The 26,023-nt window shown below is 33.3% G+C and carries 25 protein-coding genes; 22 read left to right on the plus strand and 3 right to left on the minus strand.

Annotated elements, in window-relative coordinates; translation table 11 throughout:
• Positions 1–79: 79 nt before the first annotated feature.
• The 3 genes from AQF98_RS02190 to AQF98_RS02200 all read right to left on the minus strand — a co-directional run bounded on the left by AQF98_RS02190 (position 80) and on the right by AQF98_RS02200 (position 2,118).
• Positions 80–511, minus strand: coding sequence for a hypothetical protein (locus AQF98_RS02190; RefSeq protein WP_152969612.1), 432 nt, complete (start codon positions 509–511; stop codon positions 80–82).
• Positions 512–741: 230 nt separating this feature from the next.
• Positions 742–1,254: a hypothetical protein gene (locus AQF98_RS02195; protein WP_055130280.1), complete on the minus strand. Its 513-nt coding sequence runs from the start codon at positions 1,252–1,254 to the stop codon at positions 742–744.
• Positions 1,255–1,722: 468 nt separating this feature from the next.
• Positions 1,723–2,118, minus strand: a complete 396-nt coding sequence (locus AQF98_RS02200) for a hypothetical protein (protein ID WP_055130281.1) — start codon at positions 2,116–2,118, stop codon at positions 1,723–1,725.
• Positions 2,119–2,713: 595 nt separating this feature from the next.
• On the opposite strand from AQF98_RS02200, the gene AQF98_RS02205 reads away from it, so the two are divergent.
• The 22 genes from AQF98_RS02205 (at position 2,714) to AQF98_RS02310 (ending at position 25,913) form a co-directional block, all read left to right on the plus strand.
• Positions 2,714–3,523 carry a polysaccharide biosynthesis/export family protein gene (locus AQF98_RS02205; RefSeq protein ID WP_055130282.1) on the plus strand — a complete coding sequence of 270 codons (810 nt, stop codon included), beginning with the start codon at positions 2,714–2,716 and terminating at the stop codon, positions 3,521–3,523.
• A complete protein-coding gene (locus AQF98_RS02210; protein WP_055130283.1) occupies positions 3,523–5,934 on the plus strand; it encodes a polysaccharide biosynthesis tyrosine autokinase in 2,412 nt (803 codons plus the stop codon). Before AQF98_RS02205 ends, AQF98_RS02210 begins: the two co-directional genes overlap by 1 nt.
• A gap of 152 nt (positions 5,935–6,086) precedes the next feature.
• Complete coding sequence (locus AQF98_RS02215) at positions 6,087–6,593, plus strand: UpxY family transcription antiterminator (protein WP_055130284.1); 507 nt, start codon at positions 6,087–6,089, stop codon at positions 6,591–6,593.
• A gap of 124 nt (positions 6,594–6,717) precedes the next feature.
• A complete protein-coding gene (asnB, locus tag AQF98_RS02220) occupies positions 6,718–8,508 on the plus strand; it encodes an asparagine synthase (glutamine-hydrolyzing) (RefSeq protein WP_055130285.1) in 1,791 nt (596 codons plus the stop codon).
• On the plus strand, positions 8,498–9,628 hold the full coding sequence (locus tag AQF98_RS02225) for a glycosyltransferase family 4 protein (RefSeq protein WP_055130286.1): 1,131 nt from the start codon (positions 8,498–8,500) through the stop codon (positions 9,626–9,628). Before asnB ends, AQF98_RS02225 begins: the two co-directional genes overlap by 11 nt.
• 10 nt (positions 9,629–9,638) lie before the next feature.
• Positions 9,639–10,493 carry an ABC transporter permease gene (locus AQF98_RS02230; RefSeq protein WP_055130287.1) on the plus strand — a complete coding sequence of 285 codons (855 nt, stop codon included), beginning with the start codon at positions 9,639–9,641 and terminating at the stop codon, positions 10,491–10,493.
• A gap of 24 nt (positions 10,494–10,517) precedes the next feature.
• Positions 10,518–11,756, plus strand: a complete 1,239-nt coding sequence (locus tag AQF98_RS02235; RefSeq protein WP_055130288.1) for a polysaccharide ABC transporter ATP-binding protein — start codon at positions 10,518–10,520, stop codon at positions 11,754–11,756.
• Between the two features lie 10 nt (positions 11,757–11,766).
• Positions 11,767–12,195, plus strand: coding sequence for a hypothetical protein (locus AQF98_RS02240; protein ID WP_055130289.1), 429 nt, complete (start codon positions 11,767–11,769; stop codon positions 12,193–12,195).
• A gap of 3 nt (positions 12,196–12,198) precedes the next feature.
• Positions 12,199–12,957: a class I SAM-dependent methyltransferase gene (locus tag AQF98_RS02245; protein WP_055130290.1), complete on the plus strand. Its 759-nt coding sequence runs from the start codon at positions 12,199–12,201 to the stop codon at positions 12,955–12,957.
• A 36-nt stretch (positions 12,958–12,993) separates the two neighbouring features.
• Complete coding sequence (locus AQF98_RS02250) at positions 12,994–14,118, plus strand: DegT/DnrJ/EryC1/StrS aminotransferase family protein (protein WP_055130291.1); 1,125 nt, start codon at positions 12,994–12,996, stop codon at positions 14,116–14,118.
• On the plus strand, positions 14,108–15,307 hold the full coding sequence (locus tag AQF98_RS02255) for a hypothetical protein (protein WP_152969613.1): 1,200 nt from the start codon (positions 14,108–14,110) through the stop codon (positions 15,305–15,307). The genes AQF98_RS02250 and AQF98_RS02255 overlap by 11 nt, the downstream gene beginning before the upstream one ends.
• A 19-nt stretch (positions 15,308–15,326) precedes the next feature.
• Positions 15,327–16,340 (plus strand): glycosyltransferase family 10 domain-containing protein, encoded by a 1,014-nt coding sequence (locus AQF98_RS02260; protein ID WP_055130293.1) that lies wholly within the window; start codon positions 15,327–15,329, stop codon positions 16,338–16,340.
• Positions 16,341–16,342: 2 nt separating this feature from the next.
• Entirely contained in the window at positions 16,343–17,338 is a 996-nt protein-coding gene (locus AQF98_RS02265; protein ID WP_055130294.1) for a glycosyltransferase family 2 protein, read from the plus strand.
• Between the two features lie 13 nt (positions 17,339–17,351).
• The gene (locus tag AQF98_RS02270; protein ID WP_055130295.1) at positions 17,352–18,059 is read left to right on the plus strand and encodes a methyltransferase domain-containing protein; all 708 of its coding nucleotides are present in this window, start codon (positions 17,352–17,354) and stop codon (positions 18,057–18,059) included.
• 39 nt (positions 18,060–18,098) lie between these two features.
• Positions 18,099–19,184 carry an acyltransferase gene (locus tag AQF98_RS02275; RefSeq protein WP_055130296.1) on the plus strand — a complete coding sequence of 362 codons (1,086 nt, stop codon included), beginning with the start codon at positions 18,099–18,101 and terminating at the stop codon, positions 19,182–19,184.
• Positions 19,185–19,193: 9 nt separating this feature from the next.
• Positions 19,194–20,162: a hypothetical protein gene (locus AQF98_RS02280; RefSeq protein ID WP_055130297.1), complete on the plus strand. Its 969-nt coding sequence runs from the start codon at positions 19,194–19,196 to the stop codon at positions 20,160–20,162.
• Positions 20,159–20,917 carry a bifunctional 2-polyprenyl-6-hydroxyphenol methylase/3-demethylubiquinol 3-O-methyltransferase UbiG gene (locus tag AQF98_RS02285; RefSeq protein ID WP_055130298.1) on the plus strand — a complete coding sequence of 253 codons (759 nt, stop codon included), beginning with the start codon at positions 20,159–20,161 and terminating at the stop codon, positions 20,915–20,917. The genes AQF98_RS02280 and AQF98_RS02285 overlap by 4 nt, the downstream gene beginning before the upstream one ends.
• A complete protein-coding gene (locus tag AQF98_RS02290; protein WP_055130299.1) occupies positions 20,910–21,836 on the plus strand; it encodes a glycosyltransferase family 2 protein in 927 nt (308 codons plus the stop codon). Before AQF98_RS02285 ends, AQF98_RS02290 begins: the two co-directional genes overlap by 8 nt.
• 9 nt (positions 21,837–21,845) lie before the next feature.
• Positions 21,846–22,064, plus strand: a complete 219-nt coding sequence (locus AQF98_RS02295) for a hypothetical protein (protein WP_055130300.1) — start codon at positions 21,846–21,848, stop codon at positions 22,062–22,064.
• 429 nt (positions 22,065–22,493) lie between these two features.
• Positions 22,494–23,483 carry a glycosyltransferase gene (locus AQF98_RS02300; RefSeq protein ID WP_082434872.1) on the plus strand — a complete coding sequence of 330 codons (990 nt, stop codon included), beginning with the start codon at positions 22,494–22,496 and terminating at the stop codon, positions 23,481–23,483.
• 3 nt (positions 23,484–23,486) lie between these two features.
• A complete protein-coding gene (locus AQF98_RS02305) occupies positions 23,487–24,617 on the plus strand; it encodes a glycosyltransferase (RefSeq protein ID WP_055130301.1) in 1,131 nt (376 codons plus the stop codon).
• A gap of 3 nt (positions 24,618–24,620) precedes the next feature.
• On the plus strand, positions 24,621–25,913 hold the full coding sequence (locus tag AQF98_RS02310) for a glycosyltransferase (RefSeq protein WP_055130302.1): 1,293 nt from the start codon (positions 24,621–24,623) through the stop codon (positions 25,911–25,913).
• Positions 25,914–26,023 lie beyond the last annotated feature (110 nt).

Raw genomic sequence — 26,023 nt, forward strand, 5'->3', positions numbered from 1 at the left:
TAATTGTGATACGCTTTAATTGAAAACCTTCTAAAGATAAATAAAGCAAAAACATAATCTGTATAAAGCACACAAAAGGTTAAATTCTTTTGCTGATAACAGCCACCCCAAAGCCACCTATCAAAATTAACAAACCCCAAGTATATCCGTCAAGTGGACAATCATAGGTAAGTGTATAGGTAATCGTTTGACCAAGGTTCCTCACCTCACCACCAGAAACGTAAGTAACGCCTTGTATCGCACATTGTGCCCCATAGGTTGGGTTATTGGCAAAATATGGGCAATTGTTATAGCTGGTATACCAAGAATTTAAAAAATCCTTTTTAGGTGTAGTATAAGTTGGATATTCTGGCACATACCATTGACTAACAGGATAAGGCTGCACACCATTGTAACCAGTATAGAGAAAATCGTCGTTACCAAACTTACAACCAGTAACGGTTTCTGCAAAACACTGATAAGACCCCATCAAAAAGGCAAACGAAAGAATAAGATATTTTATAGCCCTCATGTATAGTCGATTGATCAAATAGATCGCAATTGATATGCCAACAATATTTAATTATAAATTAATATTAACGCACCAAATTTTATTATAAGTAAAAATTAGGCCTCAAAATTATTGTTGTATGTAATAAGGGATTAGATACAGTAAACAAATATACGTTTAATCGGGCGTGAAAATCAAATTAAGAAATTAATAATTTTCAGTCCCATCAGGTACTGTAATCTGAAATAATATTAGGCTAAGCTATATTTTCTCATGAAATAAAAACCAAGGCCACCTGCTGCTATTAAAGCCACCCAGATGTAATCGTCTAAAGGCAATTCTGCAGGTGGAGTTACCGAACATTTGCCTGGCTTATTGTAAGTAAAAGAGACATAATCGCCTTCTCTAATTACAGAGCCACCTAAAGAAGTTGAAATTACACAAGCTCCAGAAGCACTAGAAGTGATTTCGTTTTCTGCTGGAATAGGTACGTTTTCACTGCCATTCCAATAAGAACTTGCTGGATAAATATTGATATAACCACATCTATATCCTTGGTACTGATTATGCCCTGAACCATAATAGATTGGAATATAGTGATTAGTTCCGTAGAATTTTTTGCTTGGGTTACTTGGGTGATACGGAGAGGCATCGCCCAAATAATCTGTATACACCTTATCTTCTACTCTACAACCGGTACCGGAAGTTTGAGCGAAAGTGCTTAAGGGTATGAATATTAGAAGTAGGAGTTTTAAAAATTTCACTTAAGGATCTTGCTTTTTGTACAATACACTTAAGGCAACATAGGTGCCATCAAACCCTAAAAGTATTAAATTAATGTCATAATCAAACATTTAGAGGACCTAATACTTGCTTAAAGATTAATATATCATAAAAATTACCTCGAGCTTTGTATAGTGATTAAGCTACTCTATATTGAAAATTTATTAAATCGTAGATATTTGGGGAAATAATTACCCGTTTGTCCCAAAAAGACCCCGTCGATAATTTAATAGAAATTTAGTAACAAATTAATTATCAGCATCAATCCGTTAATAAAACAACAAGAATAAGGTGACAGTTAAATATCAACGAATACCAAGCAGAGTTTCTAGAAAAAGAACGGCCAAAAATTAACCATTAAGAAAGTAATACAAGAGTTGTATAAAATCGTTGAAGAAATAAATTGTATGAATAAAATAAGACTAGTGGATTAATATATAGCTTGGCTGTTAACCAAAGATCAATCCTTTACGAATAGCCAATACCCCAAGCCCGGCAACAGCCACCAAGATTAGACCCACATAATCATCAATAGGACAGGCCATATAGTAGTATTCTTTCCCACTCTGGTAATACCAACCATTATTATCTGGATTAGTGGTACACTGTCTACATTGTGATTTAGTTCTTATTCTACAAACTCGATTATAAGTTGGGTTGCAATATATGCCTGTACCAGTTTCGTAAACTACAGGCGTTGTCTCGTAGGTATTTCCAGAAACATAACCTGTATATAGATAACCCGTATCATCAGAAATACAGCCAGAAGCAGTCCAAGTAGCAAAACCTTTAAAGCTTAATAAACAGAAAAAGACAATCAGAATGGCCCCTTTGAACTTTAGCATATTACAATTCTTATTTTTTTATATCGCTAGTCAACTAACATGCCCAACCAGAAATTTGTTGCGAAAATAAAAAAGAAAATCAAAAATCCCCCTTAAATAGGACGATATCCGCTTTTAACTTTAGTGATATTTATTTTCTTTACACAACATACATAAAGAACCCTTCCTTAAGTGGGGAAATACTTACACATCAATCTACTGTATGAGGAAATATATACTCATTTTCGCCCTTGCATTAAATCAACATCCCATAACTCTCTTTAAATCAATATCAAGTGCATAGAAAACATCTTTGATCCAGAGAAAAAATGTACATTTTTCAGCAAATGGTTTCACCAAAATAAATTAGATGGCGTAACGCATAGTTTTACCTAAATAGTTATCAACAATCAAGAATTAATCAACATTATTAAAAGCCCTTAAAACGTACTAATCTCACTATCAATTGCTTAAAAACAAGCGAAAAAACGCAATCTTCATATTTTATAAAAGATTAAAATCTAACTTTTTTAATTACCATATTTTCAGCACCTTTAAGCTGAATTTTATTTTTTATTCGTAAATTAACCTATCTCTTACTTAGGAGCATCAAATCATGCAAAAAGCAACTCTTCTCAAAAACCTTCTGTTTCTTTCCATCATAACCTTACTTCTTTCGGCATGTTCTGCCAGCAATGCACGTAGAAAAAAGACATTATTTAATTCGCCAACAGACAACGTAACCGACACCATTAAACACGTTTACGTAGTAAATGATCAAGGTTTGGGAGACATCTATTACCGTATAAAAGTAAATGATGTGATCGCTGTACGAAATTTACAAAACCGTGAGTTTGGTGCGGTAGGCACGGCATCAAGTGTGAGCCCTGGTGCTGGAGATTCCAATATGATTACCTATCCAGTAGACAATGATGGTACGGTAAATTTACCCGCCATTGGCAGAGTGTCAATTGTTGGCCTAACCAGAAAAGAAGCAACCATTAAATTGCAACAGATCTATGAGAAAGATCAATTGAAAAAACCAATTATCGAAGTTTCAATTGTAAATGTTAAAGTTACTTTACTTGGCGAATTTAGTAGTCAGGGCAATTACTTATTGGAAAGAGACAATACCAATCTGATTGAAATTATTGGTCAAGCTGGCGGCATTACAAAAGATGCAGACCCTAAAACATTGAAAATTATCCGTGGCGATAAAAGCAGGCCCGAAACAATCTATGTAAATTTGAATGACATCAATAGCTTGGCTAGCAAAAAATTAATCCTACAGAACAATGATATTATTGTAATACAACCTACTAAAAATATTGTTCTAAGTCAGAAATTACAAAGTTTCAATAATATTGTACAACCCTTATTAGTGGTGATTAACCTTGCTGTACTAATATTTACCTTTACAAGATAATGAGTAATTTAGAAACCGCCCCTAGTCCTAAGTCTGTTAGGCAGGACATAGATTTTTATAAGATATTTAAAGTTTTTTTTAGTCGCTGGTACTGGATTGCAGGCTGCGTGGTTATTGCACTGATTATTGCCAGGATAAATTTATTATATACCCCTCCTGTTTTTACTACTTCTGGGCAATTACAGTTAAAAGAAAATAACCCATCAATTTCTACTACACAAGGTATTGCTACACAATCTTACAGTTATACCGATAGAATCCAAGCAGAAGGGTACGTTATGCAAAGTAGCGAGGTATTATTAAACGCTATTTCCAATCTCGATTATAAAATCTCCTATTATAATAAAGGTAGGATTAGAAGTACAGAAACCTATCCTAATAAACCCTTTACTATAGAAATTGTAAAACAAGATTCAGTTAATTTTGGTAGGGCATTATATAATGTTGAGCCTTTAAACAATACCACTTTTTACCTTACTTATACAGAAAACCCGAAAAGCCAAAAAAAGAAATATCATTATGGCCAGCTGATTGAAGAGGGAAATACGATTTTTAAAATCACCAGCCCGATTACTGGCCCTGGGCAATACAGCTTTAAGTTCAATAGTAAAATGGATTTTTTAGGCAGATCCATTATTTCCACAAGTGAAGCAGGAAGATTTACCAATGTAATGTCTGTAAATATTACAGATGGTAATCCTGTATTTGCTGCTGACTTTCTGAACGAAATTATGAAAGAATATGTCAAGTATGACATTGTTCAAAAAAGACGTTCAGCAAGGCAAATGGTACAGTTTATTGAAAAACAAATGGGCTTTTTGAAAAGAGAAGCGGATACAGCAGGTGCAAAATTGGCCAATTTCAAAAACAAAAACAAGATTGTTGACCTTAACAGCAATGCCCAAACCAATATTGCCAAATTGGGGCAGTTTGAAAGTCAGAAAATGGCTCTAGATATAGAAATGATTGGCATTAATCAATTAGAAAACCAGGTAAGTTCTAATGCCGGTAAAATTGAAATGAATCTGGATATTGAAGGTAATATTAGTACTTTATTAGGCGGTTTAATTAGCCAATACAACACCCTTGTACTTGCAAGAGAAAACAAACTTCAACAGTTTCAGGCTTCATCTCAACTTGTTAAAGATATAGATGAACAAATAGGAGGCATCAGAAATGTGATCCAAAGCAATATCAATTCATTAAAGCAAAGAAATCTAAAAACCTTAGCCCTCTTAAGTAGGCAAATTGTAGACGTTAACCAAACGCTTGATAAAATTCCCAATAAAGAGAAAGATTTTATACAGTTTCAATCTAGTTTCGATGTAAATAATAAATATCTTTCACTTTTATCGGAGAAGAAATTAGAATCAGAGTTAAACGAATCGGCAGTAGTATCTGGTGCAGTAATTGTAAATCAGGCAACACCTCCTTCTTATGACTATCCGATATCTCCAGACAAACAAAAAGTTTATACGTTTGCAGCTATGGTAGGTCTTGCCTGTGGTTTCGGACTAATTCTATTGGTACGTTTCCTAAATCCATATATTTACGATAAGGAGACTGTTGAAGCTTTAACCAATACGCCTATTATTGGTGTAATTAGAAAATTCCCTGAATATATTGATAAAGACAATAGACAAGCCTTATCTCTGGCAAAACCAAAATCTGTTTTTGCCGAATCGGTACGTTCAGTGAGAACCAATCTGAGCTTTTTGGCCGCCAATAAAAAGAGTAAAACAATTTGCGTAACCTCTGAGGTTTCTGGAGAAGGAAAATCGTTTGTTACCGTTAATTTAGCTGGTACACTTGCGCTTATCGATAAAAAAGTGGTATTAATTGCTGCCGATTTACGTAGATCTAAATTGCACAAGGTTTTTGGAAGCAATAATAAAATAGGTTTAAGTTCTTATTTATCTGGTCAAAAAACACTAGAAGAGGTAACCATGCATGATGAAGTGCACAATATAGACTTCATTCCTTCTGGACCAGTACCTCCAAACCCTTCAGAGTTATTACATACAGAATCGATGAAAAAGCTATTGGAGATCTTGACACCTAAGTACGATTATGTATTGATAGATACAGCTCCGGTAGGTCTGGTTTCTGATGCTATTCCATTGATCCGTCAATCGGATGTGAACATATTTGTAATTAGATCTGGTAAGTCACAATTCAGAGCTGCTGCTATCCCTGAGAGGCTTTCTCGCGAGTATGGATTGAGCAATTGGGCTATTGTATTAAATGCATTTGGTGATGATGCGCTACACTCGAACTACTATACTACGGATTATGCTCGTGGTGGTGGCAATAGCACTTATTATTACTCAGATTACTCTGGTTATGCAGGTTCTGGCTATTACGATGATCCGAAAAAATGGTGGGAATTCTGGAAGAAAAAAGATAAATAGGTTTACATATTCATTGTTTAAACAAGATCACATCAAAGTTGTTTATAATAAGCATGCTTTTGCAATGCATTTTATAATTTTTTAGCCTTTGAAGAATCTCTTTAAATTGGAGATTCTTTGATTAAGGTAAGTGTTTAAAACTAGAACTAGATATGATAGACAATACGTATAAATGGTATCCAATATATACGAGATCTCGTGCTGAAAAAAAAACACAAATTGAATTAAATAAAAAACAGATTATTTCTTATCTGCCTTTAAAAAAAACGGTTAAACAATGGAGCGATCGTAAAAAGGTTATAGAAGAGCCCTTGCTCAAATCTTATCTTTTCATTTATATTTCTGCCAAAGAATATACAGAGGTATTAACTACTCCGGGCATAAGTCGTTTCATATATTTTTCCGGAAAAATTGCTGCAATTCCCGATAAACAGTTAGAAGATTTAAAACTGTTATTGGCAAATGTAACTGATCTTGAGGTAATTGACTACGAAGTTTCTTTAGGAGAAAAAGTTTTAATTAAAGCTGGTCCCTTTAAGGGAATTGTAGCAGAATTAGTATCTTTAAAAAACAAAAAAGGAATAGTACTAAGGTTACAAAATTTGGGCTATTCGATTATGATTAATACTTCTTTGGCCTTTATAGAGCCAATTAGGTAACACAAACAAAATCAGTCAGTTAATTAAAAGTTAATGTGACTGAGAGGGCGAAGCTATGTTTGCGCAAATCGGTTTATTTGCTAATCCAATTTATTGAAGAGATCTACTTTTAACAAACCAATAAATGTGCAGAATTGCAGGAATAATTACTAAAGAATTTTCTGTCGACCAACTTAAACACTATATCACATTAATGTGTAATAGTATGATACATGGTGGACCGGATGATTTCGGATATGCTGTAGATACCAATACCATGGTTTGCCTTGGAAATAGAAGGTTGGCCATTTTAGATCTCAGCTTAGCGGGGCATATGCCAATGTTTAGCGATGATGAAAATATAGTGATTACCTATAATGGTGAAATCTATAATTTTAAAATCTTAAGGGAGGCATTAATTAAAAAAGGCTTTAAGTTTAAAACAGATACAGACACTGAGGTAATCATTAAAGCTTACCAATGTTGGGGAGAGGAAGCGTTTAATCAGCTCAATGGAATATTCGCCTTTTGTATACACGATAAAATTAAGAACTGTGTGTATTTAGTAAGAGATCAAAGCGGAATAAAACCATTATACTACAGTGCAGATCGCCACCAGTTTTCTTTTGCATCTGAAGTTAAGGCTTTTGAACATACGGGGTTTAAACAGCAGATTAACGAAAATTGGAAAATATACTACCTAGCTTTTGGCCATATCCCAGAACCATTTACTACTTTAAAAAATGTATATAGTTTACCAAAAGGTAGCTTCTTAAAATATCAACTGGCGGACAATTCCTTTAAGATCCACTCCTATCATGAGTTTAAAACTGCCATAAAAATACTTGATGAAAATGAAGCCATTGCAGGTGTAAGGGAAGAGTTGACAAAGGCCATTAAATTTCAATTGATTTCTGATACTTCTATTGGAGTGTTGTTTAGTGGTGGGTTAGATTCAAGTATCATCACTTTGTTGGCAGATAAATACGCTACAGGGAACCTAACCTCTATTTCTGCTAATTTTGACGAGATAGATTTTTCTGAAAGTTCACATCGTAAGGTAATTGCCCAACGTGTTACGTCTAATCATCAAGAACATATCATTACCTATCGTGATTTTGTGTACAATTTTGAAAACGTGTTACACGACATGGATCAGCCTACCAATGATGGGATCAATACCTGGTTCATTTGTAAATGTGCCAAAGAAAATGGGATCAAATCTGTACTATCTGGCTTAGGTGCTGATGAACTTTTTGGAGGTTATCCCTCTTTTGATCGGATTAGAAAAATACAGAATTTCAGCAAACTGAGCAGAGAGATGATCAAATCGGCTAGGTTTTTAAAAAGCACCAAGCTGAGAAGATTATATTATTTGAGTTTTCAATCGCCCGTTGGCGAATACTTGTGTCTGAGAGGCTTATATACTCCTGATATTATTGCCAACCTATTAGATATTGATATTCAAACAGTAATTAATTGCCTACAGAATATCCCATTGGATGATAGCATTAAATATCTAAATGATGAAGAAAGGGCAAGTTGGTTTGAAATGAATATGTACATGCAAAACCAGCTGTTAAAGGATACCGATTTTATGAGTATGAGCCATGGTGTAGAAGCCAGGGTGCCATTCTTGGATATCAATTTCATCAATTTGGTTACTTCTATCCATCCTTCTATCCGCTATGGCGAACTACAAAAGAAACGTTTGTTAATTGAGGCCTATAGAGATGAACTGCCAGAAGAAACCTGGAACAGGTCTAAAATGGGTTTTACCTTCCCTTTTCAAGAATGGATGAGAAAAAACAAAGACATCTCCTCTCCTGATTTATATCAAAATAAAAAAGCAAAAAAACTGATCACTGCGTTTAACGAAAATAACCTGCATTGGTCATCTGCATTTGCACTATACAAAATATTTCATGGCTCATAAAGTATTATTTTTAACCTTAAAGGTATTTGATTTTACTGGTGGAATAGAAAAGGTTTGCCGAACCATTTGTAGATCTTTATACGATTTAAGTGAAGAAGAATTGGTGGCTCCTACTGTCCATTGTATGTACGATAAGGACTTTAATCGTGATTCAAGATATTTAAGAAAACAACAATATGTAGCTTTTGATGGTAATCGGAAATATTTTGTCATCAAATCCTTACTCAAAGGAATGCAATCTGATGTTGTACTGCTAAGCCATATCAACCTCTTATCAATTGGTTATTTAATTAAGAGATTTAGTCCAAAAACAAAAGTATACTTAATTGCGCACGGTATAGAAATTTGGAGAAAACTGCCAGAAACAAAACTAAAAGCGTTAAACAGATTAGATAAAATTTTTGCAGTAAGTCATTATACCAAGGAAAAAATAAAGAGTGAACATAAAATCAGCGATCATAAAATAGAGGTACTGAATAACTGTTTAGATCCTTTTTATTATTTTCCAAAAGATTTTAGCAAACCTACATCATTACTTAAAAGATATCATCTAACTACTAATCATACCATCTTAATTTCTTTGTCTAGATTATCCTCAAGCGAAAAGTATAAAGGGTATGATAATGTGATTAAAATATTACCACAATTGATAGAAAAAGATCCCAATATTGTTTTTTTGTTAGCCGGAAAAGCAGATGAGGAAGAACAAGCTAGATTAGAAAATCTAATTAAAACCTATAAAATTGGCAATCATATCAAATTGATCGGTTTTGTTGATGAGGCCGAAATAAGTGATCATTTTTTGCTTTCAGACATATTTGTAATGCCAAGTAAAAAAGAAGGCTTTGGTATTGTATTTATAGAGGCTATGGCCAGCGGATTGAAAGTAGTTGCTGGCAATAAAGATGGTAGCGTTGATGCCCTGAATAACGGAAAACTAGGTAAATTGGTTGATCCAGATAATTTAAACGAAGTAGAACAAGTGTTAAGTGAACTATTGGCACAACCTTCCGGCGATGTAGAGAAACTAGCTTTACAAAAAAATGTTTATGAAGTATTTAATTATGAAAAATACCGTGAAAACATTAAACATATTATTTTAAATGGAACAATTTGTTAAATAATCAACGATGAGTAAAAACACAGAAAGCTGGGAAATAGCTCCAAAAAATAGTCTCTTTGACCTTAAACTAAAAGAAGTTTGGGCCTATAGAGATCTTTTAAGCCTGTTGGTTCGCCGTGACTTTGTTTCATTTTATAAGCAAACCATTTTAGGGCCATTGTGGTTTTTTATTCAACCCCTATTTACCACCATTATCTTTACTTTCATTTTTGGCAACCTCGCTGGCATTTCTACTGATGGCCTGCCTAAGCCACTGTTTTATATGGCAGGCATTACCGCATGGAATTATTTTGCCGATTGTTTAACCAAAACATCAACCGTATTTAAAGATAATGCCAGCATTTTTGGAAAAGTGTATTTTCCGAGATTGATTATGCCTTTAAGTATTATAGTGAGCAACTTGGTACGCTTTGGGGTGCAGATGATCTTATTTTTTGCCTTCATGGCCTATTACTATTTCAGTGGAGCACATTTTAACATTAATTGGGCCATTGTCCTGTTTCCTGTAGTTGTGTTATTAATGGCATTATTGGGTTTAGGTGCAGGTATGATCATCTCTGCCATGACGACCAAATATAGGGACTTGGCTTTTTTGGTGGGCTTTGGTGTCCAATTGCTCATGTATGCCACTACCGTAATTTATCCCCTATCTACGGCTATTGAAAAATATCCCGCTTATAGTTGGGTTATTGAATACAACCCTATGACTCCTATCATTGAAACATTTAGGTATGGTTTTTTGGGTGAGGGTTCTTTTAGTTGGGGCAGCTTAGGTTACTCAACAGGTGTAACCCTCCTATTTTTAGTTGTGGGTACGCTTATTTTTAATAAAGTAGAAAAAACTTTTGTAGATACTGTTTAATCATTAGCATTACTTCCTTTTAACATGTCGAACATAGCTATCAAAGCAGAAAATTTGAGTAAGGCCTACCAATTGGGAGAGATTGGGACAGGTACGATTAGTCGTGACCTGGAAAGATGGTATGCAAAAATTAGGGGAAAAGAAGATCCTTTTTTAAGAATTGGTGAAACAAATGACCGCAGTACTAAGGGCGATAGTGATATTGTATGGAGTTTAAGAGACCTCAATTTTGAGATTCAGCAAGGTGATGCAGTAGGGATTATTGGGCGTAATGGTGCCGGAAAGAGCACCTTATTAAAAATTTTGAGCCGTGTTACTGGCCCCACTACCGGTAAGATCAGTGGTAAGGGACGCATTGCCAGTTTATTGGAAGTAGGTACTGGTTTTCATCCCGAGCTTTCCGGAAAAGAGAACATTTTCTTAAATGGAGCGATTTTAGGGATGCGTAAACATGAAATCAAAAGAAAATTTGATGAGATTGTAGATTTTGCAGGGGTAGAACGTTATATTGATACCCCAGTAAAAAGATATAGCTCAGGCATGTATGTACGTTTGGCCTTTGCCGTTGCCGCACACTTGGAAAGTGAAATCCTGATTGTGGATGAAGTATTGGCCGTAGGCGATGCCGAGTTTCAGAAAAAGTGTTTGGGTAAAATGGGCGAAGTAAGCCAAGGAGAAGGAAGGACTGTTCTTTTTGTAAGCCATAACATGGACGCCGTTTTAAACCTTTGTAGAAGTGGAATTGTGTTGAGCAATGGCACCATGGGCTATATAGGCAATGCTGCAGCTTGTGTTGAATATTACCAAAACAGTGCATTAAATACTGTGGATAGCTGGATTTCTAAAAAAGAAAATTTTCACCCCCACTTTAATCGCGTCAGCTACAAGCTTTCTGGTGAGCAACCGAACCTTATTTTAACTATAAATTTTACCACTAGCTCAGCAGCCAATAATCCTGCTGCCTTTGCCGTTTTCGGTATCAAAAGCAGCTTAGGTGGCACCATAATGGAGGCCGTTCCTTCCTTAAAGCCATTTATTCAGTTTGCTGGAGGCGAATCGAGCTATGCTTGTGAAATTGAGCTCACAGGTTTTATTCCGGGCACCTATTATATTTATGCTTGGTTGGGCGCTAGTGAGGCGGAGAGCTATGATTGGCAGGATAATATATTGAGTTTTGAAGTAACCCAAGCGCCAATGGCCGAAAGAACTTTTCCCTATAGTGCAAGAACAGGCTTTTTAGTCGCTCAATCTAAACTAATTTAAGTAGAAACGCATGATAGAACAAATTATACATCAAGAGATTGTACTCGCCATTATCATTAGGGCCAATTACCACAAAGAAGGGATTTCCTTTTTTACACCTGGCGATTTTTCGCAGCAGTTGGGTTACATGAACAGACCAAAAGGTTATGTTATTGACCCGCATGTGCACAATTTGGTAGAAAGAAAAGTAACTTTAACCCAAGAGGTACTCTATATCAAAAAGGGGAAGGTAAGGGTCGATTTTTACGATGATGACCGTAACTATCTTGAAAGCAGAACCATAGCAACAGGTGATGTCATTCTTTTGGCCGCTGGAGGGCATGGTTTTGAAATGATCGAAAATTCAGAGATCATAGAAGTAAAACAAGGTCCCTATTGTGGCGATGAAGATAAAGTGAGATTTGAACACAACCCTGAAAACATTAAACCTAGTCATTAATCCATGGACAATAATTTTAAGTTATATAGCCAATATTACGACCTGCTTTACCAGGATAAGGATTACGATGCTGAAACAGCCTATGTAGTGGGCCTAATCAACACCTATAGTCCAGCTAGCAAATCAATTGTAGAACTTGGCGCTGGCACTGGAAAACATGCGTTCCGCTTAGCCAAAAAAGGCTTTAAAGTATTAGGTATTGAAAGAAGTGCCGATATGGTGGGCATTGCCAAAAAGCTTGAAAACCCACAAATTGAATTTCAGGTTGGCGACATCACCAATTTTCAGGTAGCTGAACAATTTGATGTAGCTACTTCCCTATTCCATGTGATCAGCTATTTGACAGCTAATGAGGATTTGATCCAAACTTTTGAAAATGTACATGCACACCTCAAACCTAATGGTATTTTTATCTTTGATGTATGGCACAGTTCGGCTATCTATCATCAAGTTCCCGAAAAAAGAACCAAGATATTAAGCAATCAGGATGTAAAAGTATTAAGGGAGGCCAATCCAGTTATCTATCCTGAGCGTAATGTAGTGGATGTAAACTACCAGATCAATATTCAAGACCTACATACAAATGAAGCGCAACAGATCAACGAAACCCATCCTATGCGTCATTTCAGCAGACCAGAAATAGAGTTATTGGCTTATGCTACTGGTTTTGAGCTATTACATACCGAAGAATTTGAAACCAAGGCCATTCCAAGTACCGCTACATGGGGCGTATGTTATGTACTTAAAAAGTTAAATAGATAACCCCGAGTAGATCAAAGTGATTAGATAATAAAGATTATGACACCACAACCAATCCCTGTAAATACTCCACTTCTCGATGGCAATGAGTTAAAATATTTGACCGAGTGTATCCAAACGGGATGGATATCAAGTGAGGGGCCATTTATTAACGCGTTCGAAACCAAATTCAGTAGTTATATCGGCTGCAATTATGGCATAGCGGTAAGTAATGGCTCAGCTGCTTTGGATATCGCCATTAAAGCTTTAAATATTGGGGCTGGTGACGAAGTAATCATGCCTGCTTTTACCATCATCTCACCCGCTCAATCAGTAGTTACTGCAGGGGCCACACCTGTTTTGGTTGACAGTGATCCACAGACCTGGAACATGGATATTGATCAATTAGAAGCAAAAATTACACCCCGTACCAAGGCAATTGTTGTGGTACATATTTATGGTCTACCTGTAGATATGGATCCCGTACTAGCCCTAGCCAAAAATTATAATCTCAAAGTTATTGAAGATGCTGCTGAAATGCATGGACAAACCTACAAAGGGAAAATGTGTGGTAGCTTAGGTGATATCAGTATTTTTAGCTTCTATCCAAATAAACACATCACCACTGGTGAAGGAGGGATGTTGCTAACCAACGATCAAGAATTGGCCGAGAGGTGTAAAAAACTACGCAATCTTTGTTTTGAGCCTAATGGCCCACGTTTTATACATTACGAATTGGGTTGGAATTATAGAATGACCAATCTACAAGCCGCTTTGGGTTTAGCACAACTTGAACGAATTGAAGAGTTTATCAAAATCAAACGTAAGATGGGTACACTTTATCAAGAGAAATTAGCTTTTTTAACCGACAAAGGATATCAATTGCCCTTGGCTGATGTAGGTTACGCCCAAAACATTTATTGGATATTTGGTTTGGTAGCCCCAGATCAACATACCAAAGAAGAAATGGTTAAATATCTTGCTGTCCAACAAATTGGCACTAGGCCTTTCTTTTGGGCTATGCACGAGCAACCTGTTTTTAAAAACATGGGATTCTTTAAAGATGAACAATATCCAGTTGCCGAAAAATTAGCCAGAAATGGTTTTTATATACCTAGTGGTTTAGGCCTAAAAGAAGAAGAAATATTAACCGTTACTCATCTTATAAAAGATTTTGTTTATTAATAAAGAAAAAGTAATAGCAATTATACATCCGCATGGAGATTTGTTTTCAAATCCCACAATGTTATGTATTTTAGAAGAATTAATTGATAGAAAAATAAAAATCATTCTATTTATTCATGAAATCCCTACAAATATTCATGAAAAAATATCTAGAAATGTAATATTTAAGGTATTACCTTTTGTCTATCCTAGAATTCCACGTAGACCTTCCATTTTTTTTCCTAGAACATTTTTCCCTTATATTAATGCTAAACTACTTACCTTTAAGTATCAAATTAAAGAGGTAATTTGCGTAGATCCAGAGGGTTTAATCATTGCCAACAAGTTATTTCCAAATCTAAAAAGCAACTACAATTACATTTCATTTGAGTTATTCTTTTTAGATGAGATTAAAGATCCGTTGATTAGAAAAAATAAGCTAATTGAAATCTCAATTCTTAAGAAGAAGATAAAATCATTACTCATACAAGATAAGTATCGATTAAAATTATTTTTAGAAGAAAATAAGCCATACCAAATTGACGAAACCTTTTACATGCCGGTTGCTCCTGTTAAACCGAAGCACTATGATTCTCCTACTCCAAAAAAATTTTTAATAAATATTCCCAATGATAATAAGTCATTGATATATTCAGGAAGTTTGTATAAATGGTCTGGTTTATTTGAACTTTTAAGTGAAATGGAAAAAAAATGGAATAATGATTTTCATTTAGTTATTCATAATCGTTTTATAAATAATACAAATTCTGCTGAGGTAAAAGAAATTCAAGCTTACATTGAAAAAGGGTTACCTGTTTCAATAGTTAATCTACAATTGTCATATGAAGAGTATATACCATTTTTAAAACAATTTGATGTAGGCTTAGCAACATACCTTTCTTTTACTAGCGATAGCCACTATGATGGCAAAAATTTTGGTGAAATCGGTTATTCATCTGGCAAGTTTAATACTTACATGATGATGGGAATACCCACAATAACTACAAAAAATAATTCGTTCAATGACTTATTAAAAACATACAATTTTGGGTATATAATTAATGACTTTTCAGAAATGAGTAAGGCTTTATCTTCAATTTCAGAAAATTATGATACCCAAAAACACGAAGCAAAAAGATTATACAACGAGGTAATGAACCCGGAGCTATATTTATCATCTTACTTGACTTATGTTCTATCCGACTTTTAGCGACTTTAATTACTTTTAAATGCTTAAACAAATTAAATTAAAATGTCAAAATGGATTAACATTTGAACATACATTGGCGGATGTACTTATAGATCTAACTGATAAATTTGAATTTATTGAAAGTGAAAATCCTGATTTTATCATTTTTGGACCTTATGGTAATGATATCCCAAAATCTGGCAATTATGTAAGGATTGGCTATTTCTGCGAAAACATTTATCCTGATCTTTCTATCTGTGATTATGCATTTGGAATTCCATCAGAATCCGAAATTAATGATCCTAAATATAGACGTATACAATGGCATGGAATAAATCCAAAAAAGTTAATAAAAAATTTGACAGATAATGACATTGATCAAATACTAAATAGTAAATCTAAATTTTGTAACTTTCTTTATTCAAATCGAGTACCATATAGGGAAGAGTTTTTTAAACAACTTTCTAAGTACAAAAAAGTCGATGCTCCTGGAAAATCAATGAATAACATGCCATCTATAGATGAGTTATTTAAAGGGGATATGTGGGAGAGAAAAAGACAGTTTATAGCTCCTTATAAATTTACTATTGCTTTCGAGAACTATGTATATCCAGGATATCAAACCGAAAAATTGTATGATGCGATGCAGAGTTATAGTTTGCCCATATATTGTGGGGATCCGAATATTTCTGAAATTTTTAATATAAATAGTTTTGTAAATGTGCCCGATTATATTTCTGCAAGTGCAGGTCCAATTCTTAAAGTATTAGAAAATACTGCTCAACAAAATTTTAAAGATTATAGACCAAGTTTCCATCAGAGTTTTCTAAGAAAAATTATCAGAAGATTAAAAGCCAACGGTCGTGAATTAAAAATGAAGATACAATTTAATAAACTGGATTTTTCACAATTAATTGACCGAATTATCGAAATAGATCAAGATGAAAATCTTTATATACAGTATTTAAAACAGCCATGGTTTAATAATAATGGCGTTCCCATAAATTCTAAATTAGACAATAGATGGTCTGATATTTTCAATTCTAAAAAGTAATAATGAAAGTTCAACAACCTTTAGTTTCCATCATTATACCAGTCTATAACAAAGCAGAATACATTGAGCAAACCATACAATCAGCACTTAATCAAACTTGGACTAATATTGAAATTATTATTGTTGATGATGAGTCTACCGATAATTCATTAGCTATTGCAAAAAAATATGAAAATGAAACCATACATATTTTTAATCAACCAAATAACGGAGCTTCCTCGGCAAGAAATTTAGGTCTTAAAAAAGCAAAGGGCGATTATATTCAATTTCTAGATGCTGATGATTTAATAAGTCCAGATAAAATTGAAAGTCAATTAAAATCCTTAGAAAACACAATAGATACAGTGGCCACATGCTCTACTATTTTCTTTTTTGATGGAGAAGACCACTTAATAAATCAACCAGCTGAAACAGAATTAGACTTTCTATTTTCTACAAATGATCCATTGGGATTTTTGATTAATTTGTATGGGGGGAATGGACCTGCTGCTATGGTTACCATTCACTCTTGGTTAACCCCAATTCAAGTTATTAATAGAGCTGGCTTTTGGGACGAAACACTCAGCGTGGATGATGACGGAGAATATTTTTGTAGAGTTGTTTTAGCAAGTGCAGGAATTACATATACTCCGGCTGTTTTCAATTATTATAGGAAATTTAAAAATGGAATTAACCTATCCATTCGCCGGGATCATGAAGCGTGTCTATCTATGGTAAAAGCGATTACTTCAAAACATCAACATCTTTTGAATTACAATAGTGATAAAAAACAAGTTATCGATTATATGATGGCAAAACATTATTGGGACATTGCTATTTATGCATATCCTCAATATAAAGATATTTCTGAATATTGTGTAAAAAAAGCGAAAGACCTTGGTTTAAAACTGTTTAGTTACGGTAGTACAAAAAAGGGTAAATTAATTAGTAAAATTTTTGGTTGGAGGTTTGCGAAGATTTTGAGTTATTTTATGGTAAATTTAAAGTTAACTAAATAAAATATATAGAATTATGTTTCTCAAAAAAATTCCAATAGTTTATTCTTTTGGGCTAAAAATTAAACATTATTATTTATCAAGAAAAACTAATACTCAAATTGAGCATTACTTACAGTCTGCAGATATAAAGAAAATACAACTTGGTGCAGGTCAGAACAATTTATCAGGTTGGCTAAATACAGATTATTTCCCTAGAAATGGAATTTACTTTTTAGATGTAACCAAAAAGCTCCCTATACCTTCAGATAGTTTTAATTTTATTTTCAGTGAGCATCACATAGAGCACATTCATTATAAAGATGCAAAGCTAATGATAAGTGAAATATATAGAATTTTAAAACCTGGGGGAGTTTTTCGAGTATGCACGCCCAATTTAACCGCATATCTTAAAAGTTATTTCGAAGATAGTCCAATAGAAACGCCATATATAAAAGAAATCATAAACGATTGGATTAAATTAGGTTTTTACAATGCTAAAAATTACATTCCAGAAAATAATGAAGAGAATGTTTCATTTTTTGTAAATGATATTTTCCTAAATTATGACCATAAATTTATTTACGATTATAAAACACTAGCAGCACTATTAACAAATGCAGGCTTTACAAAAATAGTTCAAACAAATGCTACAGAATCTGAATTTGAAGAATTAAATAATATCGAAGCACACAAAGGCTTATCAAAACCTTATACATTAGCAATTGAAGCAACTAGGGAATAAACTTCAAAAGTATGTTCTTAAATGGAATAAATTTTTCAAATGACTGAAGAATACATAAAAAAGAACACAATAAATCTTATTGCAATAGATATATTAAGATTTATTGCCGCAATATCAGTATATTATTACCATCATAATATTGGTTGGATATTAGCAAAAACAACTAACATCAAAATTCTTGAGTATACTAATATTATTGGCAGCAGCTTTGCGGTGCCATTATTCTTTATTGTAAGTGGATTTTGTATTCACCTATCTTCACACCGAATTGCGTTAAATACCTTCATGTCTATAAAACAATATTTTTTAAAGCGATTTTTGAGAATTTATCCTCCATATTTGATTGCAATTTTCTTCTCCATTGTTGTTAGTATAATTACCAATTACATTCCTCTTCCAAACAAACCAGATCTTTTTATTCATCTTTTTAATCTACAAGGATTATCAATTAAATACTTTTCAACAATAAATATAGTTTTATGGACTATCACTATTGAGATGTTCTTTTATCTATTTTATCCATTATTCAATTCTATACAACATAGATATAATGTATCAAAAGCCCTTCTTTTCTCTGCAGTCATTTCTATTATCAGTATTTCTTACTTTCAATTATCGAAATCAGAACTAAGCTTACCACAACAATATTTATTTTCTAATCTGATATTTAGCTGGTGCTTTGGGGCTTGGATTTGCGACACACATTTGAAAAACCCTGCTTATTTTAAAACACAAAAATGGATTATTACTTCCCTTATTATCATTGTGCTATTTATTATAAGTAATTACTTCTCTTGGAAAAACGATGTATTAATAAAGTATAATTTAAAAATTTTAATATGTGCTCCAATCCTTGTATTATTCATTTCAAAAGAAAAATATTTTCAACGATATAAAAAATGGTTAACCATACCTATAGCTATAGGTATATCAAGTTATTCATTATATTTATTCCATGTTCCACTTATTTATTTAAAAAATTTTGTAATAATTCATTATGTCCATGTCGAATATAGAAGTGTAATTATGGTTATTGGAATACTTACTATTCCAGCAATATCTTATTGTTGTTACAGATTACTTGAAAACCCATTCATTATTTATGCTAAAAAACAAAGATTATAACTAATTCGAATGAAAAGAAATATTATTACCATAGCCACTTCGAAAAAACTTTATATAGATCTAGCGGTAAATTTAGCAATGTCTTTTATTTGGTGGCATAAAGACACTACCATAGATTTTTACATTGTAACGGATCAGATTAATCTAGTTCCTAATTTTATAAAACAAAAAATCAAGTTTATAGAGATTAAACCGGGCGAGTTGGGAGAAGGTTTTTCATCTAAATTACATCTTGATCATTTAGCCCCAGAGGGACAAACTCTATTTATTGATAGTGATTGTCTCATTTTCGGCTATCTTGACAACCTATTTGAGAAGTTTAAAGGCAATCATGTTTCGGTTTTGGGGAATTATATTACAGAAGGAGAATGGTTCGGAGATGTCAAAAAAATTTGTAAAGATTTTAATATTTCCAAAATGCCAAAATTTAATGGGGGCATTTACTATCTTGAAAAGGGAAACACTGCGACAGAAGTATATACTACTGCTAGAGAACTAGAGAAAAAATATGATGAAATTGGTTTTGTAAGACTACGTAACAGGCCGAACGATGAGGTAATTATGGCACTAGCAATGGCACTACACCAAATGAAGCCATTAATAGATGATGGAACAGTAATGAGTGATCCCCAAGCTTGCCAAGGAGGTTACAAAATAGATGTGATCAACGGTAAAAGATGGATGCTAAATCCTGCAAAACCTAATCTTCTACATCAAAATTGGTACCCATTTGAAAAGGTTGAACCCTTAATTGTTCATTTTTTGGGCACTTATATAGACCATTATCCTTATCAAAGAGAGATATTTAGACTAAAAAGAGCACTAAAAAGTAACCTAAACATTTTTACAGAAGTTTTCTCAAAAATTTCAATTGAATATCCAAATAGGGTGAATCTTACCTTTAAAAATTTATTTAGGCCAATTTATAAATTGTTCTTTGGTAATCGGAGCATCAAAAAATCAGAACGCATAGTATGAATATTTATGAAAAAAAATATTTTAGTGAAGAGATATTTGACACTGAATATTCTACTATTGCAATAACAATAAGAGACAAATATCAACCAAAAAAAGTTATTGAATTTGGTTGTGGGCCAGGTCATTTGACAGTAGCTCTTGCAAATTTAGGAATTAGTGTAACAGCAATTGATGGTTTTTCTGATCCAGACTTTAGGGGCTTTGATAAAATCGAGTTTTCAAAAGTAGATTTAAATAATTATTCAGAAATATCTAATTTTCTAAAGTCAAATGGTGAATATGACCTTGCTATTTGTACTGAAGTGGCAGAACATTTATTAACGGAAAGTTCAGAGCATTTAATCCATTTTTTAACCCAATCAGCACCAGTGGTTATATTTTCTGCAGCTGTGCCAAATCAACTTGGAAATGGACATATTAATTGTCAAAATCGATTGTTTTGGCATCATTTATTTTTAAAAAAAAATTTTATTTTAGTAGATAGCATTAGAAAAGAATTTGTCTTTAATAATAAACTAGCCATTTGGTATAAACTAAATATTCTTGATTATGTTAATAACCAACACATCCAAGTTAATAATGAAACATTAAATAAAACTATCGAAAATCTATTATTTAATGAGAGTAATGCATCAAGTCTATTCTATCAAACAAATAATGCACTAAATACTAAAATAGCATATCTAAATTATTTTGGAATTAAGCATTACTTAATGCTAAGAAATTTTCTAAAAAAAATTTTAAAAAATGATTGACGTAAGTATAGTTATACCAGCCTATAATAGACTTTGGTGTTTACCTAGAGCTATTGAAAGCTGTCTGCATACGAATTGTATAGTAGAAATTATTGTTGTAGATGATGGTAGCCAAGATGGAACTTGGGAATGGTTAGCTCAACAAGATAATTTAGTTAAAATTAGACAAGACAATCAAGGCCAAACATACGCTGTAAATAATGGAGTATCAGTTGCCAAAGGTAAGTATATTAGGTTTCTTGATAGCGATGACTTTTTAGAAAAAGGCATTATAGACACACAGTTTCTAAAAGCAGAAGCTACAAACTCGTCATTAGTATATAGCCGTGTAGATTCTTATATTGAAGAGACAAAAGAGATCATCAGATATGAGCCAATAATAGAATGGCCAGATTTTTTAGAAATACAATTGAGTAATAGATACGGAAGTCATTTCTTGGGCATGTTGTTTAAAACAGATATGGTTAAAAAAGTACCCAGAAGACCAGATTATGCTTTCAGAGAAGATCGAATGTTTATTCTTGAATATGCTTTATTAGAGCCAAAAATTTGCTTTGTAGAAGGATGTGGAGGTTATTGGGTAAAGCATACAGAACAAATGCAAGGAAATTATCAAGGTTTAAAAGCGCAAGTTACCAATTGGCAACATTGGAATATATTTAAGAAAATTTTAGGCAAACTAGAATCAGATGGTAAGTTAACTCAAGCTAGAAAAAATGCAGCTTGTGAAGTACTTTGGCCATTAGCGCATTGGATTGCTAAAAGCAATCTTAAAGATGCAATAACATTGGTAAAATGGGTATTTGAACTTAATCCTAATTTCAAAATACCAGAAAAGGGAATTTTAGGTTTATTATATCATAAATTAGGATTTAAATACACCGAAAAATTATTGCACATACGCCGTTCAATAATATAAAAATTTGATATGGTAATTAGTAAAAATATTAATAATTCTCGTTATGAGTGGGCTTCTTCTGTAATTAACAATTTACTAGAAGAAAGCCCTGTTATTTACGATTTTGGTGCAAAAGACAGTATAATTTTAAGCTCAATTACCAAAAACATTAATTATAAAGCTTATGATCTAGCTCCAGAGATTGCTTCAATAAACAAATGGGATATTAACTTTGAAGAAAAAAATTAGATAATAGTGCAGACTATGTGTTATTGTTAGATGTAGTTGAACATCTAACAAATCCTTGGAACTGCATTTCAAATTTAGCTCTGGTATCGAAACCCTGGAGGGAAATTAATTTTAACAACACCTAATCCATTATGGAGTGGAGCTAGATTTTCATTATTTTTTATTGGGGAAATACCATGTTTTACGGTAAGTGATTTAGAATTAAATCATCATGTATTTACACCTTGGCCACATATCGTTGAACGCCTTTTAATGGACAATGGGTCTATTATTGAAGAATACGTTACACTAGATGGAAAAACAAATTTATTTGATGCAAATCTCAAAAAAATCCATTTAGGATTGTGAAAAGATTAATTAAGAAATTACTAGAGAAAAATTCTCCTATAAATCGCGGAATGAGTTATGGACTTATTGCAAAAAAAAATAATGCAAACATTAAACCTATTTTACGAAGACCCAGATCCTGATCGATGGTTTAAGTATGATCATATTCTAAGAAAAACAGTTAGAAGAATAGTTCGCGGTAAACCTAAAATTGGTGGCCAAATGATGGTGGCACTCGAATTAATGAAAGGTCTTGATAAGCTAGGTATCCCCTATCGTTTTAATGATTACAATTATGCAAAAAAAAATTCCAATGAATTGATAGGCGTAATTGGGAAACCGCATTTATTAAAAACCAAAAATTTTAAAAATCCAATACTGTTTGGTGCTTCTGTTTTTTCGCACCCGCTTGATGCACCAAATCTGCTGCAAGATTATCCAAATATTAAAAGAATTTTAGTTCCGGGAGATTGGATGAGAGACATGTTTATTCCTTATTATGGAGAAATTGTTCAATCATGGCCTGTGGGTATCAATACCTATAAATGGAATCAGTCAATCAAAAAAACTCCACAGTTTGATTTTTTGATCTACGACAAGATTAGATGGAACCACGATATTTATGAGAAAACAATAATTACGCCCATCAAACAAAAACTTACCGCAATGGGACTTACTTATACTACCATTGTTTATGGCGAATACAAACCCGAAGAGCTGGTAGAGAAAGTAGCCAGTAGTAGAGCGGCTATATTTTTATGTGAACATGAAACGCAGGGCCTAGCCTACCAACAAATTTTGGCGAGCAATACTCCTATAATGGCTTTTGACCAACAAGAGTATTGGCTAGATCCGCAATATTATCCAGATACGATTAAATATGGACCTGTAAGTTCTGTACCTTATTGGGATGAGCGATGCGGTTTAAAATTCAAAGATTTTGTAGATTTCAGCAGCAAAATTTCTGATTTCATGAACAAACTTGAGCATCAAAAATTCAATCCGGAAAAATATATTTCAGAAAATCTAACACTCGAGAAATGTGCGCAAGATTATGCTAACATCTATCATCAAGTAGCAAAAAGCTTATAAATAATGATCAAAGGCCTTTTTCTTCATAATCCATTAGATCTCAATTCTAAAATTCCTGGAGGGGTACAAATCTGTTCTCAGGAGTTTCTGAAAATCCTTAAAGCAACGGCAGACGAGTTGCATTATTTTGAGGTTGGTTATAGCAAATCTTTAGTATTTAGATTACTATACAAGTTAAACCTCGATAACTACATCAGCTACGCTATAGATAAATATAGCAGTACATTGCTTGCTACCATTAGCGAAAAGCAAATCACTCATGTTTTCATTAACAAGTCAGAGCTGATCCGTTTTTCTAAAATCATCAAAGCTAAATTCCAACATGTTAAGGTGATCATTATGTCGCATGGTAACGAATCTGGAGATTTTTTAGGAGACTTAACCGGAATTAAGCCTAGGTTCAATGGTTTTAAAAAATATACGGGTATATTAAAATTGGGCTTGGCCCTATTTACAGAATCATTCTATAGAAAGAGGTATGTAGATCTGGTTTGTACCATGTCTGAAGAAGAAAGTGCAGTAGAAAAATGGTTGGGCTTAAATTATCCTTTTTATATCCCTAGGTTAATCGATAAAACAGTTCAAATTAAAAGAGCACCAATCAAAAATGTTTTTGGCTATGTAGGCACCTTAAACCATACACCTAATATCATTGCACTGCATCAATTGTTCGAAAAATTAGCTGAACTTAATTTATCGTTCGAGGTAAGAATTGTAGGGCAACCCAATGAAATTGGACAAAGTTTACAACTCAAATATGATTTTGTTAATTATTTAGGCCCATTAAGTGATGAAAACCTATTAAAGGAAGTTGAAAACTGGAGTTTTTTTATTAATCCCATCTTTAATTATTCCAGAGGTGCTTCTATGAAACTAGCTAAAGCCATTGAATGGGAAATACCTACCGTTACCACTATTGCAGGTAAAAGAGGTTATATCATTAACCAGGGAAGTTTAATAGAAACAGAAAATATTCCTGCTGTTATGGCAGCAAGCATTGCAACGTGTACACAGTTGCCGGCAAATGATTATCAAAACTACGTGAACGAGATCATCGCTGTTAAAAATAGTAGCGTAACGGCCAATGAACTTGCAGAGCGGTTAAAAAAGACATTGATACAACTATCTGCTTAAAATTTGAAAAGAGTACTCATCATTTCGCCTTATTTTGCGCCTTCAAATGCTGCAGATATGCACAGAATTAGAGTAAGCCTCCCTTATTTTAAAGAATTTGGTTGGGATGCTGAAATAGTTACCGTTAAAGAAATCCACTCTGATATGGTAAAGGATTCATTATTAAAAGAAACCATACCAGAAGACATCAAAATTCATGAAGTAAATGCATTTTCGAAAAAATTTACTTCAAAAATTGGTTTGGGTAGCATAGCGCTACGCTCATTATGGTTCTATAAAAAATATGTTGATCAACTGCTTAGCAAGGAAAAATTTGATCTGATCTATTTTTCCACTACTCAGTTTCCTGTATGTATTTTGGGTGCACATTGGAAGAAAAAATTCCATATTCCTTACGTAATAGATATGCAAGATCCTTGGCATTCGGATTATTATAAAAACAGGCCAAAATCTGAACGACCTAAGAAATATTGGTTTTCTTATCGTTTAAATAAAACTTTGGAACCTATAGCGATGAAAAGTGTTGATGGAATAATCAGCGTGTCTGAAAATTACATCGAAACCTTAAAAAATCGTTACCAAAAAATCAAAAATATTCCAACTTCGACCATCACATTTGGCTATTTTGAAAAAGATTTTGAAGTTGCTCAAAAAAAAGAAATAAAGAGTTTCATTCCCAAAGTTGAAAATATCATCTCCATTGCTTATGTGGGTGTTGTTGGTAAAATTATGGAAAAATCACTCTCCTTGCTGTTTTCAGCTTTAGAGCAGATTAAAATAAATAACCCTCAACTTTTATCAAATTTTTATTTCTATTTTATTGGTACCAGTTATGCACCAAAAGGAACCGGACAACCGACCGTAAAACCTATTGCCGAAGCATTTAATGTAACCGCATTTGTAAGCGAGCAAACAGATAGAATAAGTTATTTTGAGGCACTTAAGACGATACTGAGTGCCAATGCGCTCATTATGCCTGGCTCAAGCGAAAAAAGCTATACTGCCTCTAAATTATATCCTTATGTTTTGGCAAAAAAGCCATTGTTGAGCATATTTTCTAAACATAGCAGTACTTATCATATTATCAAAAATGCCAATTGTGGTACCCTAATCGATATCGATGAAACTTTAGAAAATTCGACCAATGTCATCACACATTTTCTTAATGGTCTTCTAGATCAGTCGATAAAATCGACCACAGATTGGAATTATTTTGAAAATTTTTCTGCTAAACAATTGACCATGAAACAGTGTGAAGTATTTAATGAGGTTATCCATTCCAAAAAGTATAATTAGAGCAAAATGCTACAACAGCCTTCGAAACCACTAGCAAGTACATAAAAATGTTATGAACAAGGAAATACCAACAACAAATTGTTCAGCATTTGAACCTTATCCTACCTCTT

This window comes from Pedobacter sp. Hv1 (assembly GCF_001412215.1).
GTDB lineage: Bacteria > Bacteroidota > Bacteroidia > Sphingobacteriales > Sphingobacteriaceae > Pedobacter.

Coding starts and splice junctions, on each gene's coding strand:
- AQF98_RS02235 (WP_055130288.1), top strand. CDS start 10,518: ATGTCGAACATAGCTATCAAAGCAGAAAATTTGAGTAAGGCCTACCAA.
- AQF98_RS02275 (WP_055130296.1), top strand. CDS start 18,099: ATGACTGAAGAATACATAAAAAAGAACACAATAAATCTTATTGCAATA.
- AQF98_RS02230 (WP_055130287.1), top strand. CDS start 9,639: ATGAGTAAAAACACAGAAAGCTGGGAAATAGCTCCAAAAAATAGTCTC.
- AQF98_RS02245 (WP_055130290.1), top strand. CDS start 12,199: ATGGACAATAATTTTAAGTTATATAGCCAATATTACGACCTGCTTTAC.
- AQF98_RS02225 (WP_055130286.1), top strand. CDS start 8,498: ATGGCTCATAAAGTATTATTTTTAACCTTAAAGGTATTTGATTTTACT.
- AQF98_RS02295 (WP_055130300.1), top strand. CDS start 21,846: ATGGTAATTAGTAAAAATATTAATAATTCTCGTTATGAGTGGGCTTCT.
- asnB (WP_055130285.1), top strand. CDS start 6,718: ATGTGCAGAATTGCAGGAATAATTACTAAAGAATTTTCTGTCGACCAA.
- AQF98_RS02215 (WP_055130284.1), top strand. CDS start 6,087: ATGATAGACAATACGTATAAATGGTATCCAATATATACGAGATCTCGT.
- AQF98_RS02260 (WP_055130293.1), top strand. CDS start 15,327: ATGCTTAAACAAATTAAATTAAAATGTCAAAATGGATTAACATTTGAA.
- AQF98_RS02210 (WP_055130283.1), top strand. CDS start 3,523: ATGAGTAATTTAGAAACCGCCCCTAGTCCTAAGTCTGTTAGGCAGGAC.
- AQF98_RS02205 (WP_055130282.1), top strand. CDS start 2,714: ATGCAAAAAGCAACTCTTCTCAAAAACCTTCTGTTTCTTTCCATCATA.
- AQF98_RS02250 (WP_055130291.1), top strand. CDS start 12,994: ATGACACCACAACCAATCCCTGTAAATACTCCACTTCTCGATGGCAAT.
- AQF98_RS02270 (WP_055130295.1), top strand. CDS start 17,352: ATGTTTCTCAAAAAAATTCCAATAGTTTATTCTTTTGGGCTAAAAATT.
- AQF98_RS02200 (WP_055130281.1), bottom strand. CDS start 2,118: ATGCTAAAGTTCAAAGGGGCCATTCTGATTGTCTTTTTCTGTTTATTA.
- AQF98_RS02265 (WP_055130294.1), top strand. CDS start 16,343: ATGAAAGTTCAACAACCTTTAGTTTCCATCATTATACCAGTCTATAAC.
- AQF98_RS02305 (WP_055130301.1), top strand. CDS start 23,487: ATGATCAAAGGCCTTTTTCTTCATAATCCATTAGATCTCAATTCTAAA.
- AQF98_RS02280 (WP_055130297.1), top strand. CDS start 19,194: ATGAAAAGAAATATTATTACCATAGCCACTTCGAAAAAACTTTATATA.
- AQF98_RS02285 (WP_055130298.1), top strand. CDS start 20,159: ATGAATATTTATGAAAAAAAATATTTTAGTGAAGAGATATTTGACACT.
- AQF98_RS02300 (WP_082434872.1), top strand. CDS start 22,494: ATGCAAACATTAAACCTATTTTACGAAGACCCAGATCCTGATCGATGG.
- AQF98_RS02190 (WP_152969612.1), bottom strand. CDS start 511: ATGAGGGCTATAAAATATCTTATTCTTTCGTTTGCCTTTTTGATGGGG.
- AQF98_RS02240 (WP_055130289.1), top strand. CDS start 11,767: ATGATAGAACAAATTATACATCAAGAGATTGTACTCGCCATTATCATT.
- AQF98_RS02290 (WP_055130299.1), top strand. CDS start 20,910: ATGATTGACGTAAGTATAGTTATACCAGCCTATAATAGACTTTGGTGT.